The organism is Cellulophaga baltica 18, from assembly GCF_000468615.2.
In the GTDB taxonomy this organism is placed as follows: domain Bacteria; phylum Bacteroidota; class Bacteroidia; order Flavobacteriales; family Flavobacteriaceae; genus Cellulophaga; species Cellulophaga baltica.
Window position 1 is genome coordinate 1993491 of sequence record NZ_CP009976.1, and the last position, 16964, is coordinate 2010454.

Sequence of the window (16964 nt, forward strand, 5' to 3'; positions counted from 1 at the left end):
ATCAGTTAAGTGAAAACGTATTAAAATTAAAAACTCCGGTAATCAGCCGGAGTTTATTCATCAATCAAAAAACGAACAGTCATGATAACTGTTGTTATAGTTCACAAATTACAATTTTTGTACCAAATTTCCAATTTAGGAAAAGTTTTACGGCAATTTGTGCTCGGAGTATTATCCAAGATATGTTTTTAATATTTTACTTCTAGACGTATGCTTTAATCTACGAATCGCTTTTTCTTTAATTTGACGCACACGTTCTCTGGTAAGATCAAAAGTTTCACCAATTTCTTCAAGTGTCATAGAATGCTGACCTGCAAGTCCAAAATACAAACGAATAACATCTGCTTCTCTTGGCGTTAAGGTTTCTAAGGCTCTTTCTATTTCCGTACGTAAAGATTCATGCAATAATTCTCTATCAGGATTAGGAGACTCCCCACTACGCAATACATCGTAAAGGTTAGAATCTTCTCCATCAATTAAAGGGGCGTCCATAGAGACGTGACGACCAGAGTTTTTCAATGATTGCTTTACATCCTCAACAGTCATATCTAATTCTTTTGCAATTTCTTCTGGTGAAGGTTGGCGCTCATGCGCTTGCTCTAAAAATGCAAAGGTCTTATTAATCTTGTTTATAGATCCAATCTTGTTTAAAGGTAAACGAACAATACGAGACTGTTCTGCTAATGCTTGTAAGATAGATTGACGAATCCACCATACAGCGTAAGAGATAAATTTGAAACCACGTGTTTCATCAAAACGTTGTGCAGCTTTAATTAGACCAAGATTTCCTTCGTTAATTAAATCTGGAAGCGTAAGCCCTTGGTTTTGATATTGTTTTGCAACAGATACCACGAACCTTAAGTTTGCTTTGGTTAATTTTTCCAAAGCTACTTGATCACCTTTTTTAATTCGTTGTGCCAATTCTACTTCCTCATCGGCGGTAATTAAATCTACCTTACCAATTTCTTGTAAATATTTGTCTAACGAAGCGGTCTCCCTGTTGGTTACCTGTTTTGTAATCTTTAGCTGTCTCATCTAAATATTCCTTTCTAATATTATATTGTTATGCATTAGCTGCATTAGATTATACGTTGAAAAATAAAAAATGTTACAAACAATAGCTCTTATTTTACGTTTTTTGGTTAAAACACTGTTTTTTTAGGTTGAATTCTTTAAAATTATACATTTAGTTAGTAGTAAAGGATTGTAATTCCTTACCTCAAAGTTGACAAATATTGGTATATATTAGTGCGTTTATAAAAAAGGAGTGAACGTATGAAAGTACTATTGCTTATTTGTGCAGTTTTTGTTTCTTTTTTGGGTTTGGCGCAACCCAGAAAGTTTAGAGCTCCCTTGTGGACCACGCATGATGCTAATGTGGATATTGTAGGAGCATCAATTGGGTTTATTCCAAGAGATTTTACATCTGATACCTCATTGATTAGAACCTATGGGGTAAGGATAGAAGCTTTTCCATTATCCTTTATCTATTTTATGTCTCCTAAAAGCCCTCTGTCTAGCTCCAATGCGGCATATTTTGATAATTTAAAAGGTAATGCTTCACAGCTTATTAATGGTCTTAATATAGCTACGGGTTCATTTGAAGCTATAGATGTAAACGGAATTTCTACCACCATTTTTATGCATTACAGTAGAAAGCATAATGGAATAGCACTTGCTGGAATTACGAATACTATTGAAAGAGGAAATGGATTAATGATTGCGTATGGGGGTAATGAAGTCTACCATGGTAATGGAATTTTGGTAGGGACACTTTTTGGAAATTCAACCAATACATTTAACGGATTACAAATTAGTGCGGCTAATTTTATTTCCGAGAAGGGTAGTGGCTTGCAGATTGGTATTTTTAATTCTGCTACTAATTTTAGAGGATTGCAATTAGGCCTTTGGAATAAAAATTCTAAAAGATCTTTACCAATACTTAATTGGCAGTTTAAAGGTTAAACATGCGAAGTCTTCTAAAAAGCAACAGTCCAATACATGGTGTAATGGACTGTTGCTTTTGAATCAGGGTTCTACAATTTCATGCAGTGCTAGTGTTGGCTACATTATATTTTAGAGGTAATGAATGTTCCGTTGTTTTCTTGAGCTAAGGTTCTCATAAAATCTAAATCGGCATCATCTCCAAACGCAATGGTGTGAATGATAATGTTATTAGTATTTACTTTACGTATTTCATCAAGTACGGCTTCTGGACCACTATTAGGCAAACCATCACTCATTAATACAATTTCTTCTACCTCGTAAGTTGATAAGGCTTCTAAAAGCCCTTCAAGCGTATTTGTACCTCCATTGGCTTTTAAATTCTTTACAAATATATTAGATGAGGTTCTAGTGGCGTTGTCTGCTATTCTAAAAGATGTAGCTTGCTTGGTTACCCCATTGTTAAAAGAAAAAACGACAAATTTTTTGCCATCAGGAAGTCCCTTTATAGCAGGTATCAATTTGCGTTTCACAGCGCCTAATTTGGTAGCTTCTTTAGAAACTTGAGACCCTAAAATACTTCCTATTTTTCCGCCAATAGCTCTAGAGACTTGACTGCCTGCCGTGTCACCAACTTCTCTCATAACCTGATCTTTTACAGAGCCTTCATCTATTCCTTCCATACTACCAGAAACATCAATAAGGTATAAGGTGTTGCGCGTAGATGTTTCAATGCCGAAAAAGTCGTCAGATTTTTTAACTACATAACAAGAGTTAAGGAGTGCGCAAAAAAGTAATAGCGTTAAGCTTCTTAATGATTTTTTCATTTTGTTTGTGATTAGCGTTTAATGTTCGTGTTTTTTTATAACTAACAGCTCTAGTTCTCAATAGGTTTACGTTAGTTATGTTTATTTTTTATACTGATGTACGTTGAAGTGTAAAATGGAATCACTATTTCTAAAATTTAAAATTAGACCTAATAGCGAAAACTATTTTAGACAATGAGAATTTGAGGGCGGTTATTTAGTAATACCCCTTAATCAGTGAGAATTTGTTTTGATGCGGTAGATTGTATTGCTGAAAACACCTTTTAAAAAAGTTTATCAATATAACTAAGCAAGCTCTTCTTTTTACTTTGAGCTACAGGAATAGCATGATTTTCCTCTAGAATAACTTCTTCATTGCGTTTGTCAAAAGAGGTTATGCACGTTAGGTTAATTAAAAAGCTCTGATGTACTCGAAAAAAATTGTAATGGCTAAGTTTTTCGTCAAATGATTTAAGAGGCCTAGAAACTAGAATACTTTTTCCGTTTCTAAGAAGGAAGGAGGTGTAATTATTATCAGATTTAGCAAACAAGATATCTTCTATGGTGATAACATGGATAGCATCTGTATTTTTTAATACTAATTTTTTTGATTGGTCATTATGAGAAAAATTGTGGAGTAGGGTAGTTAGTTGCGATTGGTAATTAGTTTTACGGATGTCTGTAATTACTTTATCTACCGCTAAAATTAAATCTTTTTCTTCATAAGGTTTTAAGAGGTAGTCTATAGCACTAAATTTAAATGCTTCTATGGCATATTTAGCAAAGGAGGTGGTAAATATAATTTTGAAATTTATAGCATCAAACAATCTAAGAAATTCAAAAGCATTACCATCGGTAAGAAATACATCTAATAGTATAAAATCAGGTTTCAATTTTTTTATTAAAATAGAAGCTTCTTGGATACTATCAGAATGGCCAATTAGCGCTATATTTTTGTAGCTTTTCATAATAGATGACGCATAGGCAAATGCTTGTGGGTCATCTTCTACAATAAAACAAGAGATAGCGCTCATAGGAGTTCAAATATACTGTATTTAAGTGGTAGTAAAGCTTAAAGTAACTTTTGTTCCTTTAGAAGAACTATCAATAGCTACAACTCCTTTAAAATTTTTAGAAGTTTTATTTAGGCTTCTTATTTGCTCTTGAATAATTTCCATACTCATAGATTTATGCAATCGTTTGGCATCTTCCTTTTTTATTTCAAAACCTTTTCCATTGTCGGTAATGGTTACCGATAAGGTGTCATTCTTTTTAAAATAGGTTACATTGATGCGCCCGTTTACACTGTCTTTCAATCCGTGTAGGATAGCGTTCTCTACAAAGGGTTGGGTAATTAATGTAGGAAGTACATCAAAATCTTCGGTGACAGAATCATCAATGCTTATCGTGTATGCAAATTTGTTATCATAGTTTAAGAGCTGTAAATTTAAGTAAAATTCTAAAGCTGTGGCGTCATCTTCAACCGAACTAAAGTCCTCATCAGATTTTTCTAAAACGAATCGGATCAATTTAGCATAACTTGTAAGGTATGCGCTAGATTTTTCTTTGTTATTTTGATGTATAAAGTTTTGTATGCTTTGTAGCGCATTAAATAAGAAATGCGGATTTAATTGTGTTTTCCTTAAGCGTTGCTGTAGTAATACTTTATCTAATTGTTGCTGTATTTTATAATTCTTAAATCCAAAATACCCTAAAACAATAATAAGTAAAGCAAAAATAGCTATACCTAGAAGCAGATAATTCTGCTGTTGAATAGTAAGGGCTTGTAATTTGTTTTCAGTGTTTAGTATACTAATTCGTTGTTCTTTTTTTTCAGATTCATATTTTTCCGTCAGTTCAGCAACGCTTTCCTTCTGTTGTTCGTTGGTGATAGAATCTTTGATGGCATCTTTTAAATCGGCATAATACAATGCTGTTTTATAATCCGCTAAACCTACGTAAGATTCTTTAAGGTTGTTATAGATGTACGATTTTACAATTCCTTGTGCTCCAATGCTTGCGCTATCTAGATAGCTAATGGCTTTGTGATATTCCTTTTTTTTAAGATATGCATGTCCAACATTATTATAAGTAATGTTAAGTGTATTCGTAGTACTAAGTTCTTTTCTTAAGGCGATAGCTTTTTTGCCATACGTAGCCGCAAGGTCAAAATCAGAACCTTCATCGGTATAGTACATTGCTAAATTAGTATAGATGGTAGAAAGAGTGTTCTTAGAATCTTGCTTCAATGCAATTTCCTCTGCTAGAAAAATAGATGAGGTATATTTTTCAAAAAGTTTTTGACTGAAATAAATGTTGGACAGGTTCACCAGGATTTGAAGCTTTATTACCTCGTTAAAATCGCTAAGTGCTAATGCTCTTTCTAAATAGAGCTGGGCATTTTTGTAATTTTTTAAAGAAGCATTTATCGCTCCAATATTAGAGTAGGTACTTACTAATTGTTGGTTGTTTTCTGTTTGCTCCAAAATTTTTGCAGCTTGTAAATAAAGGGTTAACGCTTTTTTAAAATCTTGTTTGTAATACTGTATAGTGCCAAGGTTGTGAAGTGTTAAGCCTTTTAGGTGTCTAGGTAGTTCTTTCTCTAAGTTTTCTTGTAAAAGAGCATCTGATTTATCGAACTCTTTTTTGAAAATATGGAGGCTACTTTTCTGTATGTTAGCTTTTGCTAGTAAAGTATCATTGTTAATTAATTTAGACGTTTGAATTGCTTTTTCAGCATAAAAGAAAGAACTGTCTAAGGCTGTTTGAGCTAATTTTTTAGATTTTTCTAATAAAATTTCTACCTGTTTGTGTTCAGCTCTTTCTTTTTGAGCCTGTGCTTTAAGGAGGTTGAGCCCTACTATAAAGAACAAAAATAGATGGCGCAGTATACTGTTTATTAGTATTTTAAACGAGTGGTGGTGCATTGGTATGGTTATGAAATTAGTGCAATATAGAAAAAGCCTATGAAATCAAATTAGGAGATGCTACTATTTCTAAGGTAATTCTATTATAAAGAAATAAAGGTCTTTACTTTTCGTTGTGGTATGGTGCTAGGATTGTTAAAATTTAGCCCTATAATAATCATAAATTTTATATCGTATGAAATCCTTAAATTTTTCGTTTAAATCGCTATTTGCTATTTTGTTTGTTACGTTTTTTAATTATTCATGCAGTAGTGATGAAAACACTACAATGGAGGAACCGATAGTGCAAGAGGAAGTAGAGGCAGATGGTGGTGACACCACTACTGAGGATGATGATGTAGATGATACTGAGGCTATTTTTTTAACAGATAATCTTATTGTTGATGCTAGCAAAGCATTTGTAAATTATACGCTTCCGGCGGTAGACTATCAGAAATATATTAATGAAGAAGGCGATGTTCGGGATATTACTAAAGAGATTTATAATCATTTTAATGATGATTATGATTTAATTGTTATTCTAGCGGTAGAAACTCTAAAGCCAGAAGGTACCGCGTATGGTATTACTACTCCTGCTAAAAATAGTATTCAAGGACTAGGAGGCAGTGTATTTGATGCTACGTCTAGTTTTGGGTCTGATGGCAGGTTAAACGGGGTTGTTTTTATGCCTAGAACAGAATTTGTTCAATCTGGACCTTTCTTGCATGAAATTGCTCATTTATGGGCCAACAAAGGTTTTATAGGGACTACGGTTGGTGGTCATTGGGGTTATGCGAGTACTGGTGGTCAGTTAGGCGGTTTTGATACGCTTGAAGATTTAGGAAGCAATACGTATAAAGGAACTGTTGCAGGAAGAACATCTTTTGGAACTTTTGCTAATGGTGGTAATAGTATTCCTTATAGTAATGTAGAATTATATGTGATGGGATTAATTCCTGAAAGTGAGTTAGCGGCTATTCAAGTAGCTATTAATCCGGTTGCAGGAAATGGTGCGGGAGAATTTACAGCAGATGAGATTAAAACATATACAGCACAAGAATTAATAGCGGCAAATGGTAAGAGGATACCTTCCTATGAAGTTGCTCAAAAAGAATTTACTGCACTAACGGTAATTATCAGTCCAGAAAATGCTATAGAGGATACTAAAAAAGAGGCGATTGTAACCTCTCTAGAAGACTTTTTTAAGCAAGGTCCTAGCTCAGAAAGTACGTATAACTTTTGGACGGCTACAGGCGAAAGAGCACACTTTAGTAATGGGATTAATGCGTCGTCTATTCAATAACTTTAATAAATAGCGATTATAAAAAAACCTCATAGCTTTTAAGGCTATGAGGTTTTGTAATTATAAAGGTTAAAAAGAATTAATCTTCTTTTTTATCTTCTCTTGGTTTTCTATCATCGCGTCCACGATTGTCTCTACCTCTGTTATCACGTCCACCAGAACGTTTGTCATCTCTTGGTGGTCTAGCAACATAACCTTCAGGTTTTGGTAATAAAGCCTTACGAGATACTTTCTCTTTACGAGTTTTAGGATCTATACCAAAGTACTTCACTTCAAAAACATCACCCATATTAACAACATCAGAAACATTTTCTGTACGTTCCCAAGCTAGTTCAGATACATGTAATAAAACTTCATTTCCTGGAGCAGCAGCATATTCTACAACAGCGCCAAAATCTAACATTTTAATTACTTTTACTTCGTAAGATTTACCAAGTTCAGGCTTAAATAAGATAGCATCTATTTTAGCTAAAACAGCATCAATACCTTCTTGTCCTACACCTAAGATCTCAACAATACCTTCTTCTGTAACAGGATCTTCGTTGATAACTATAGTTGTTCCAGTTTCCTTTTGCATTTCTTGAATAACTTTTCCACCAGGACCAATTAAAGCACCAATGAATTCGTTAGGAATACGTCTAGTTACCATTTTTGGAGCGTGAGATTTAACATCTTCAGCTGGAGCAGAAATAGTATCTGTAATTTTACCTAAAATATGTAAACGACCTTCACGTGCTTGTTTTAGTGCATTCACTAAAATCTCGTATGATAATCCTTTTATTTTAATATCCATTTGGCAAGCAGTAATTCCTTCAGAAGTACCAGTTACTTTAAAGTCCATATCTCCTAAGTGATCTTCATCACCTAATATATCAGACAATACAGCATAACGGTCACCGTCAGAAATTAATCCCATGGCAATACCAGAAACAGGACGCTTCATTTTAACACCAGCATCCATTAAAGCCATTGTACCAGCACAAACAGTTGCCATAGAAGAAGAACCGTTAGATTCTAATACTTCAGAAACTACACGTACTGTATAAGGACAATCTGCAGGAATCATTCCTTTTAAACCACGTTGCGCTAAGTTACCATGACCAACTTCTCTTCTAGAAGTTCCTCTTAGTGGTCTAGCTTCACCTGTACAAAAAGGAGGGAAGTTATAATGTAAATAGAAATTTTCTTCGCCTTCATAAGAGGGCATATCTATTTTGTTAGCATCTCTAGAAGTACCTAAAGTTACAGTTGCTAATGCTTGTGTTTCTCCACGCGTAAAAATAGAAGAACCGTGTGTAGATGGTAAGTAATCTACCTCACACCAGATTGGTCTAATTTCATCAGTCTTACGACCATCTAAACGTAAGCCTTCGCTTAATGTTAATTCTCGAACGGCTTCTTTTTCAGCTTTGCTGTAGTATCCGCTAACAAGATGGCCAAATTCTTCCATCTCTTCTTCTGTAAAAGAAGCTTTTACCTCTTCTTTTACTTCTGCAAATGCAGCAGTACGTTCTGCTTTGGAAGTTCCTTTTTTAGCAATAGCGTAACATTTGTCGTAAGCTAAATCGTGTATTCTTTTTTGTAAATCTTCATTTACTTCGGCAGTTGTGTATTCACGAACTTCTTTTTTACCAAAAGCTTCAGCTAAACGCAACTGTGCAGCAATTTGTACTTTAATAGCTTCGTGAGCAAATTTGATAGCGTCAGCCATTTCTTCTTCAGAAATTTCATCCATCTCACCTTCAACCATCATTACAGAATCTGCAGAAGCACCAATCATCATCTCTAAGTCAGATTCTTCTAATTGTGCTCTTGTAGGGTTGATAACGAATTCGCCATTAATACGACCAACTCTTGCTTCAGAGATAGCGCATTCAAATGGGAAATCTGATAATTGGATAGCAGCAGAAGCAGCTAAACCAGCCATAGCTTCAGGCATAACTTCATCATCATGAGACATTAACTGAATCATAACTTGAGTTTCTGCATGATAATCTTTTGGGAATAATGGGCGTAAAACACGGTCTACTAAACGCATGGTTAATACCTCACCATCACTAGGTCTTGCTTCTCTTTTAAAGAAACCACCTGGGTAACGACCTGCAGCAGCAAATTTTTCTCTGTAATCTACAGTAAGTGGAAGAAAGTCCACATCGCTTTGTTTGTAATTGGAAACTACTGTACATAATAACATACAGTTTCCTGATTGAACAACAACAGAACCATGTGCCTGTTTTGCTAATTTTCCGGTTTCGATAGAAATTTCTCTACCGTCCCCAAGGTCTATAACCTCTCTAAATACTTTTGGAATCATAAAATTGATTTGCAACTTGTCTATGCAAGTTAGTTAAACTTTGATCTTTTTGTCTTTATTCAAGACGGACAGTTGTTGTGCTGTTGTAGTTAATAGGACCAATGAAAAACTATATGCAAGCTTTTTGTCTGCTGCCTCAAACGTAAATCTAAGGACTTTTTGTAAAAATACACTAAAAAGTAATGTAGTGTATAAAAAAAGGGGAGAGCTAAGCTTTCCCCTTTCGAAAATTATTTTCTAATACCTAATTCTTTAATTATTTCACGATATCTTACAATATCTTTCTTAATTAAGTAATCAAGTAAGCTTCTTCTTTTACCTACCAATTTTACTAATGAACGCTCTGTGTTGAAATCTTTACGATTTTTCTTCAAATGCTCAGTTAAGTGATTGATACGGTGTGTAAACAATGCGATTTGCCCTTCAGCAGAACCAGTGTTTTTTTCTTCACCACCGTGTTTTTTAAAAATGTCAGCCTTTACTTCTTTTGTTAAATACATTCCAATATTATTTAATGATTTTTATGTATATGATTGATTTTCAATCAGCGTGCAAATATATAACTATTTTATGATAATCATATTCTAGAAAACAGAAAATTTAAAGCTTCTATTTATTGCTAGATATAGATCATGTAAAAACAATTTTTAAGCAGATTTAGCTGCTTCTACACGTACAGGATTGTTTTCTATTAAATCAATGTATAAATTAATCTTCTTTTTTAAGTTTTTTCTATGCACGATAAAATCTAAAAAGCCATGTTCCATTACAAATTCTGCCGTTTGGAACCCTTCAGGTAATTCTTTTCCTGTAGCTTCTTTAACAACTCTAGGACCTGCAAAACCAATTAAAGCCCCTGGCTCAGAAATATTAATATCACCAAGCATAGCATAAGAAGCAGTAGTTCCTCCAGTAGTTGGGTCTGTACATAACGAAATGTAAGGTAAACCAGCTTCTGCTAACTGTGCTAATTTTGCAGATGTTTTTGCCAATTGCATTAAAGAAAGGGCTGCTTCCATCATACGTGCACCACCAGATTTTGAAATCATTACGAATGGTACTTTCTTTTTGATAGCATAATCAATACCACGAGCAATTTTTTCACCAACAACACTACCCATAGAACCTCCGATAAAAGCAAAATCCATACAAGAAACGACCATGTCTTTTCCGTAAGACTTACCTATTGCAGTTCGTACAGCATCATGTAAACCTGTTTTAGCTTGAGCAGCTTTTAAACGGTCCGCATATTTTTTAGTGTCTTCAAACTTTAAAGGATCTTTAGAAGTTAGCTTAATATCTAATTCTTTGAATTTATTGTCATCAAATAGAATTTCAAAATATTCTTTACTTCCTATCCTTACATGGTAATCATCTTCAGGACTTACGTAAAAGTTTTTAGCTAATTCATCAGCTTCCACTATTTTACCTGTAGGTGATTTGTACCACAACCCTTTTGGGGTGTCTTTTTTTTGCTCCGTTGCGGTTTGTATTCCTTTTTCTTTTCTTTTAAACCAAGACGACATACATTGAATATTTAGTTAAACGGATATTTTTTGAGTTAGTTAGGCTGTGAAATTACAGTGTATTTACGTTGTTTAAATCAGCAAATGCTTTTTTCAAACGCTCAACAAATGTTTTTTCGCCTTCACGTAACCATACTCTTGGATCGTAAAATTTCTTGTTAGGCTCGTCAGCTCCATTAGGATTTCCTATTTGTGCTTGTAAGAACTCTTTTTTGTCTTGGATGTAATCACGAATACCTTCTAGGAAAGCATATTGTAAATCAGTATCAATATTCATTTTGATAACTCCGTAACTAATACCTTCTCTAATTTCTTCTACGGTAGATCCAGATCCACCATGGAAAACAAAATCAATATGATTTTCTTCTACATTGTATTTTTTGGTGATGAACTCCTGAGAGTTTTTCAAAATTTTCGGAGTTAACTTTACGTTTCCTGGCTTATAAACACCATGAACATTACCAAAGGCTGCTGCAATAGTAAATCTTGGACTTACCTTAGATAGTTCCTCATAAGCATAAGCAACTTCTTCTGGTTGTGTGTATAATTTAGAATCATCTACATCAGAGTTATCTACACCATCTTCTTCACCACCTGTAATCCCTAATTCAATCTCTAAAGTCATATCCATTTTTGCCATTCTAGCAAGGTATTCTTTACAGATTGCAATATTCTCTTCAAGAGGTTCTTCAGATAAATCGATCATATGAGAGCTAAAAAGAGATTTTCCTGTTTCTTTATAATGTTGCTCACTAGCATCTAAAAGGCCATCAATCCAAGGTAATAATTTCTTAGCACAGTGGTCTGTATGTAAAATAACACTTGCACCATAAGCTTCTGCTAATTGGTGAATGTGTTTAGCTCCTGCAATTGCACCTTGTATAGCTGCCTTTTGACCATCGTTAGATAGACCTTTTCCTGCATTAAACTGTGCACCTCCATTTGAAAATTGAATGATTACGGGTGCGTTTAAACTTGCTGCTGTTTCAAGAACCGCATTAATAGTATCCGAACCAATAACATTTACTGCTGGTAAAGCAAATCCTTTTTCTTTTGCGTAGTTGAAAATTTCTTGTACTTGGTCTCCAGTTGCAACTCCTGGTTTAATATTATGAGCCATAATTATTATTTTCTTGAATTAGTAATTGAAATATTGAATAACAAAAGTAATAAATTATTTAAGAGAGTGTAGTGTTTTTAATTTCAAACAACTTACCGATACGCTTATTCGTTAGCGATAACGTTTTAGTTGTTATACACGTATTTTAAAAAGGATAATTAATACCGATTTGTAACACGGAGTTGGCAAAATTATAGTCTCTAAACCATCTTTTAGACATTTCTTCAGCAGGACTATAGGTTTTAAATCCTAAATCTACTCTAAAAACAAAGTAGGTGAAATCATATCTTATTCCAAAACCGGTTCCTAATGCGATGTCTTGCAAAGAGCTAATGCCGTTAAAGGTAGCATCGGTATTTTCTACATTGTCAAAAACATTCCAGATATTTCCTGCATCGGCAAAAAGTCCTCCTTTAATATTTCCAGCTATCGGGAAACGATATTCTAGATTAAAAGCGAGTTTAAGGTTTGCTTCATTAAAATCATTTAAATTATCGGTTCTTCCCGGACCTAAAGAGTATGGACTCCACGCTCTGTTGTCGTAAGATCCTCCAGCAAAATAACTACGAGAAAACGGAATGCTATTAGAGTTGCCGTAAGGAATAGCAATCCCCATAAAACTTCTAAAAGCCAATACTTTAGATTCGGATAAATCCCAGTGCTTGATATAGTCAAATTCTGTTTTTAAATATTGTGAGTAAGGAACGCTAAATACAAGTTTATTACCATCTTCATCTTCGTTAAAAGGAATACCAGTAGCGGCAAGTGATAATAAATTACCAGCGCCTTCTATTTTAAATTTAAATTGATGAAAGCTATTGTCTGTTAAACTCGTTTGATTATTTTTAGAAAAGGTATAATTAGTAGCAAAGATTAAGTTGTTTTGTGTTAAACGTTCGCGTCTTTCTTCAATACTACGTACTTCTTCAAAATCATCACTAGATGAGCTCACTTCACCGTCTAAAATAGCTTTAGTAAAACCTGTAGTTCCTTGCGGGATTGTCAGTCTAAAATCTCCATCTTCTCCAACAGGCTCATAGTTCTGCGATAAATTTGCATCTGTTTCGTAGATGTCTTGATCTGCAATAGTATTTAATCTAGAAAAAGAGCTTTGGTATACATAAAAATACCGGTCAATATTTACGTTTTTTACATATTGAATATTAAGGAGTTCAATGTTGTGCTTAAGTTGGGTGTTTGGTGACCAGCTATATCCTAAAACGCTATTTAATGTTTGCTTATCTAAACCAATATTCTGCTGAAAACTAGTTCCTATAGAGATTCTGGTTTTGGGGAGCATATAATAAGGTATGATTTTTTTAGTATCGATAAATGGGAACCAGATTCGTGGAAAATCTAAAGCAATATCACCCCCAAAGTCTTGTACGTTAAAAAAGGACTTGTCTAAGACATTTGGATCGCTAGATGCACCAATATTTGCGGTCGCGGAAATACTTAGATTCTCAGTACCTTTAAATATGTTTCTAATATTTAAAGCAGGAGTAAATGATAGACCAAAGAACTGAATGTTAGATCTACTTACATCCGTGTCAAAACTCAAGGAATATTTATCACGCGCTGTTAAATAAATGTTTGAAGTTAAGGATGCGTTGGCGCTATCGGCTATTATTTCAATATTAGGGTACTTAAAATTGTTCAGGTTGTTAATTTGCCGGTAGGTACGTAACCTATTTATATCTCTGTAAACGCTATCTTTTTCCATGAAAATAGCATCCGTAAGGGCTTTTGGTTTGTAATTAAGCTTATCCTTATAGTAGATGGTGAAACCTTTGAAATTTACAGAGTCTAATTCTTCCGGATTGTTAGCAAAAAGGTGGTCGGCAAAAATGTTCACTTTGCTAAATTTAAAAACCTTATAGGCTGTTTTAGTAGAATCTCCTCTTGTCTTTAAATTATCAATATTCAAAGCAACAATCATTTCTTGATCATCTTTAGCTGCTATGGTATCTGTAATGATGTCATAGCTAATAGAACTTTCTTGAAAATTGTATACACCTTGGTTTCTAAACAATTCTGTTAATCGTTCTCTTTCTTCCGTAAAGTTAGAAAGGTCAAATTGTTCTTTGTCTTTTACAGCAGTAGTTGTTGTGTTAAGTTGGTAGATAGAATCAATGGCTGGTGATGCAATGACGCTATATGTAGAGTCGATCATAAAGGGCTTACCTAGTTGTAAATCATAAGTTATGCCTGCTTTTTTCTTTCTTTTGGTACTGTCTATAGTGAAATTTCCAGTGGCATTGAAATAACCTCTATTCCCGTAATAAGCTTTTATTCTTTTTAGAGATTTAGAAGTCTTTGCAGTGTCTATAATAACAGGAGCTTCTCCTATTTTTTTAAACCACTCGCTGTATCCTTTAACGATGAAAGATTCGCCAAGGCTATCTAATTGTTTTTGTGAAATAAGTTTGCGCAATCTTTCTTCTCGCTTGTCTTTTTTATGAAGCCAAGCTTGGTAAGAAGAATCCGGATTTTGTTTGGCTAAGTTGTACAAGTTTAAGCGCAAAGGATAACCTGCCAAAGAACTGTTAGGTTTTTGAATAACAAGGCTTTTAACATTCTCGTCTTTAATTTTATCACCATCTGCCAAAATCGTGTTATCTATCAGTAAAAGCTCATCGTCTTCTACTCTTTTTAACGCATTACAAGACACGATGATTAAACCTAAAAATAATAAGACTATTTTTGTACTGTTATTTTTCAAACTTAATTCAGATTCTAAGAAAATCAAAAATACGTTATTTGTATGGTTGGTAAAAGCCAAATAAAACTTATAAAAAGTCTTCAGCTTAAAAAAAATAGAATTCAGCACCAATTGTTTGTCGTAGAAGGTTTAAAAACGATTCAGGAGCTTTTGAAATCTTCTTTTGAAGTCTATAAAGTGTTGAGTACAGATGAGGATTTTGTTACTGATCATGAGGAGGTTTCAGAATTAATCTCGTCGGCAGACCTAAAGAAAATAAGTTCCTTGAATACCCCCAATGGATATCTAGGGGTTTTTAAAATGGCAAAAGTAGGTACTATTCATCTCAATGATTGGATAGTTGCGGTAGATACGGTTCAGGACCCTGGTAATTTAGGGACCATCATAAGGTTGTGTGATTGGTTTGGAATTAAAAATTTAGTATGTACTACTACCACTGTAGATTGTTATAATCCAAAAGTCATTCAGGCAACTATGGGTTCTATAACGCGAGTGAATATTACGTATTTGAATTTAAGTGAGTTTTTACAAGCTTCAGAATTGCCTATTTATGGAGCCTTTATGGAGGGTGAAAAGGTATACAATTCAGCTATTTCTTCAAAAGGGATACTTGTGATGGGGAATGAAGCAAATGGAATTTCATCTGAGATAGCAGCCTTTATTACAAAAAAAATTAGCATACCACAATTTGGCGATCAAACCGCAGAGAGTTTAAATGTAGCAACGGCGACTGCTATTTTATTAAATGAAATAAGGAGAGCGTAACGCTTTTTTTATTCAAACGTAAAATTCACGAAAATTCCTCTTGTTCTTAACCCGGAAAGATTTCCAGTCCATGGGCTATCTGGGTCGTTATCAGGAATTAATTCATTATTCATAGCAAAAACACCACGAATAGACGGAGAGAATTTAAAATATTCGGTGTAGAAATCTATTCCAAAACCTACTTCCCAATTGTAATTGTTTTTGGTCATTCTAAAAGTACCGGTACTATTATCATCTAAGCTATCTTCATTACTTCCTAAATTTAAAGAGTAAGAAACACCGCCAATGACAAAAGGTTTCCAGTTTCCTATTCGTTTTGTACTTGCTTTAAGTAAAATAGGAAAACTTATATAGGTAGATTTTACATCTCTTAAGGCTTCATTTTCTGTAGTAAAACCCCTAAAACCAATAGTTCTTTGGGTATAAAATAATCCGGGTTCAAATCTAAGGTCAAAAAATTGATTTAAACGTAATTCACTAATAAGACCAACGTTAAATCCTGTACTTGTAGAAACTAGATTGTCGCCATCTTCAGGAACGTCAATGTAATCAAATTTAAAATCTAATGAGTTGAATCCTAAAAAATAGCCCCAATTCAAGAGTGCTTTATCCTCATTTTGAAGATTTAGTACAGGTCTTTCATTAAACTGAGCTTGCGTTGTTAGGCATATAAATAAACCTAAAAACAGAAAAAAAATATTTTTCATACCTTACTTTGTAGCTACATATATAGATGCTACCCCAAGTGTTTGGGGTTTGTCCTCTATATCTATAAACCCAATTTTCTGCAAAATATTGTTGAACTTTTTGCCATAAGGGAAAACTGCGGCAGATTCCGATAAATATTCGTAGGCAGAATTATCTTTTGAGAATAGTTTTCCAATCTTAGGCATGATTTGTTTTGTATAGAAATTATAGCCTTGTTTGAACGGAGTTTTTGTTGGTACAGATGTTTCTAAAATGGCCAAAGTGCCCCCTTTTTTAAGTACACGATATATTTCTGCAAGGCCCACCTCTAAATTTTCAAAATTTCGTACACCAAAAGCAACAGTGATGGCATCAAATGTATTTGCTTCAAAAGGTAAGTTCTCACTATCACCAACAATCATTTCAATTGTTTTGTCTAAATGTTTTTGTGTGACTTTCTTTTTTCCCACTGCTAACATGCCAGGGGAAATATCTAAACCTACTATTTTGGTAGCGCCAGTCTCTACAAGGTTAATGGCTAAATCTCCTGTGCCTGTAGCGATATCTAAGATAGAATAAGGATTCTTTTTTTTAAGAATGGCAACAACCCTTTTTCGCCATTTTATATCTATTCCAAAAGATATTACTCTATTTAAACCATCATAATTGGTAGAGATCGTATCGAACATTTGGGTGACTTGTTCTTTTTTACCTAAATCAGAATCTTTATAAGGAGTAACTTTTTTACTCATGGCTGCAATTTTCTTGCAAAGATACAATTTCGAATTTGCTTTATCATAGCTAAATTGTACAATAAACTAGGTGTTATTCAGTTTTTTACTTAGATATTTTTAATTCCAACAAAATAAAA

General features: G+C 33.9%; 14 protein-coding genes. 3 read left to right on the plus strand and 11 right to left on the minus strand.

The features are described from left to right. Positions 1 to 171 precede the first annotated feature (171 nt). Complete coding sequence (locus M666_RS08520) at positions 172 to 1035, minus strand: sigma-70 family RNA polymerase sigma factor (RefSeq protein ID WP_024481691.1); 864 nt, start codon at positions 1033 to 1035, stop codon at positions 172 to 174. Positions 1036 to 1275: 240 nt separating this feature from the next. On the opposite strand from M666_RS08520, the gene M666_RS08525 reads away from it, so the two are divergent. Then, positions 1276 to 1965 carry an LA_2272 family surface repeat-containing protein gene (locus M666_RS08525; protein ID WP_029447039.1) on the plus strand — a complete coding sequence of 230 codons (690 nt, stop codon included), beginning with the start codon at positions 1276 to 1278 and terminating at the stop codon, positions 1963 to 1965. A gap of 104 nt (positions 1966 to 2069) precedes the next feature. On the opposite strand, the gene M666_RS08530 is transcribed toward M666_RS08525, so the two are convergent. From M666_RS08530 to M666_RS08540, 3 genes are all read right to left on the minus strand, one after another. Then, positions 2070 to 2771: a vWA domain-containing protein gene (locus tag M666_RS08530; protein WP_029447038.1), complete on the minus strand. Its 702-nt coding sequence runs from the start codon at positions 2769 to 2771 to the stop codon at positions 2070 to 2072. Positions 2772 to 3034: 263 nt separating this feature from the next. Continuing rightward, complete coding sequence (locus M666_RS08535) at positions 3035 to 3784, minus strand: LytR/AlgR family response regulator transcription factor (protein ID WP_029447037.1); 750 nt, start codon at positions 3782 to 3784, stop codon at positions 3035 to 3037. 21 nt (positions 3785 to 3805) lie between these two features. After that, positions 3806 to 5623 carry a tetratricopeptide repeat protein gene (locus M666_RS08540; RefSeq protein ID WP_029447036.1) on the minus strand — a complete coding sequence of 606 codons (1818 nt, stop codon included), beginning with the start codon at positions 5621 to 5623 and terminating at the stop codon, positions 3806 to 3808. A 322-nt stretch (positions 5624 to 5945) separates the two neighbouring features. On the opposite strand from M666_RS08540, the gene M666_RS08545 reads away from it, so the two are divergent. Then, positions 5946 to 6959, plus strand: a complete 1014-nt coding sequence (locus M666_RS08545; RefSeq protein WP_039325474.1) for a hypothetical protein — start codon at positions 5946 to 5948, stop codon at positions 6957 to 6959. A 79-nt stretch (positions 6960 to 7038) separates the two neighbouring features. On the opposite strand, the gene M666_RS08550 is transcribed toward M666_RS08545, so the two are convergent. The 5 genes from M666_RS08550 to tamL all read right to left on the minus strand — a co-directional run bounded on the left by M666_RS08550 (position 7039) and on the right by tamL (position 14641). Next, the gene (locus M666_RS08550) at positions 7039 to 9273 is read right to left on the minus strand and encodes a polyribonucleotide nucleotidyltransferase (RefSeq protein WP_029447034.1); all 2235 of its coding nucleotides are present in this window, start codon (positions 9271 to 9273) and stop codon (positions 7039 to 7041) included. A 230-nt stretch (positions 9274 to 9503) separates the two neighbouring features. Further along, positions 9504 to 9773 carry a 30S ribosomal protein S15 gene (gene rpsO, locus M666_RS08555; protein ID WP_024481684.1) on the minus strand — a complete coding sequence of 90 codons (270 nt, stop codon included), beginning with the start codon at positions 9771 to 9773 and terminating at the stop codon, positions 9504 to 9506. Between the two features lie 147 nt (positions 9774 to 9920). Beyond that, positions 9921 to 10799: an acetyl-CoA carboxylase, carboxyltransferase subunit beta gene (gene accD, locus M666_RS08560; protein ID WP_024481683.1), complete on the minus strand. Its 879-nt coding sequence runs from the start codon at positions 10797 to 10799 to the stop codon at positions 9921 to 9923. A gap of 52 nt (positions 10800 to 10851) precedes the next feature. Next, entirely contained in the window at positions 10852 to 11919 is a 1068-nt protein-coding gene (gene fbaA, locus M666_RS08565) for a class II fructose-bisphosphate aldolase (RefSeq protein WP_024481682.1), read from the minus strand. A 145-nt stretch (positions 11920 to 12064) separates the two neighbouring features. Then, positions 12065 to 14641 (minus strand): translocation and assembly module lipoprotein TamL, encoded by a 2577-nt coding sequence (tamL, locus tag M666_RS08570; RefSeq protein WP_029447033.1) that lies wholly within the window; start codon positions 14639 to 14641, stop codon positions 12065 to 12067. A gap of 42 nt (positions 14642 to 14683) precedes the next feature. On the opposite strand from tamL, the gene M666_RS08575 reads away from it, so the two are divergent. Continuing rightward, positions 14684 to 15406, plus strand: coding sequence for a TrmH family RNA methyltransferase (locus M666_RS08575; protein ID WP_029447032.1), 723 nt, complete (start codon positions 14684 to 14686; stop codon positions 15404 to 15406). A gap of 8 nt (positions 15407 to 15414) precedes the next feature. Here M666_RS08575 and porT read toward each other — a convergent pair whose 3' ends face one another. Both porT and ubiE read right to left on the minus strand, forming a co-directional pair. Then, a complete protein-coding gene (porT, locus tag M666_RS08580) occupies positions 15415 to 16113 on the minus strand; it encodes a type IX secretion/gliding motility protein PorT/SprT (protein WP_025615823.1) in 699 nt (232 codons plus the stop codon). Between the two features lie 3 nt (positions 16114 to 16116). Beyond that, a complete protein-coding gene (gene ubiE, locus M666_RS08585) occupies positions 16117 to 16845 on the minus strand; it encodes a bifunctional demethylmenaquinone methyltransferase/2-methoxy-6-polyprenyl-1,4-benzoquinol methylase UbiE (RefSeq protein WP_029447031.1) in 729 nt (242 codons plus the stop codon). Positions 16846 to 16964 lie beyond the last annotated feature (119 nt).

What these genes read in the sequence shown, in the direction of transcription:
- M666_RS08520 (WP_024481691.1), bottom strand. Translation starts at nt 1,035, where the DNA reads ATGAGACAGCTAAAGATTACAAAACAGGTAACCAACAGGGAGACCGCT.
- M666_RS08525 (WP_029447039.1), top strand. Translation starts at nt 1,276, where the DNA reads ATGAAAGTACTATTGCTTATTTGTGCAGTTTTTGTTTCTTTTTTGGGT.
- M666_RS08530 (WP_029447038.1), bottom strand. Translation starts at nt 2,771, where the DNA reads ATGAAAAAATCATTAAGAAGCTTAACGCTATTACTTTTTTGCGCACTC.
- M666_RS08535 (WP_029447037.1), bottom strand. Translation starts at nt 3,784, where the DNA reads ATGAGCGCTATCTCTTGTTTTATTGTAGAAGATGACCCACAAGCATTT.
- M666_RS08545 (WP_039325474.1), top strand. Translation starts at nt 5,946, where the DNA reads ATGGAGGAACCGATAGTGCAAGAGGAAGTAGAGGCAGATGGTGGTGAC.
- M666_RS08550 (WP_029447034.1), bottom strand. Translation starts at nt 9,273, where the DNA reads ATGATTCCAAAAGTATTTAGAGAGGTTATAGACCTTGGGGACGGTAGA.
- rpsO (WP_024481684.1), bottom strand. Translation starts at nt 9,773, where the DNA reads ATGTATTTAACAAAAGAAGTAAAGGCTGACATTTTTAAAAAACACGGT.
- accD (WP_024481683.1), bottom strand. Translation starts at nt 10,799, where the DNA reads ATGTCGTCTTGGTTTAAAAGAAAAGAAAAAGGAATACAAACCGCAACG.
- fbaA (WP_024481682.1), bottom strand. Translation starts at nt 11,919, where the DNA reads ATGGCTCATAATATTAAACCAGGAGTTGCAACTGGAGACCAAGTACAA.
- M666_RS08575 (WP_029447032.1), top strand. Translation starts at nt 14,684, where the DNA reads ATGGTTGGTAAAAGCCAAATAAAACTTATAAAAAGTCTTCAGCTTAAA.
- porT (WP_025615823.1), bottom strand. Translation starts at nt 16,113, where the DNA reads ATGAAAAATATTTTTTTTCTGTTTTTAGGTTTATTTATATGCCTAACA.
- ubiE (WP_029447031.1), bottom strand. Translation starts at nt 16,845, where the DNA reads ATGAGTAAAAAAGTTACTCCTTATAAAGATTCTGATTTAGGTAAAAAA.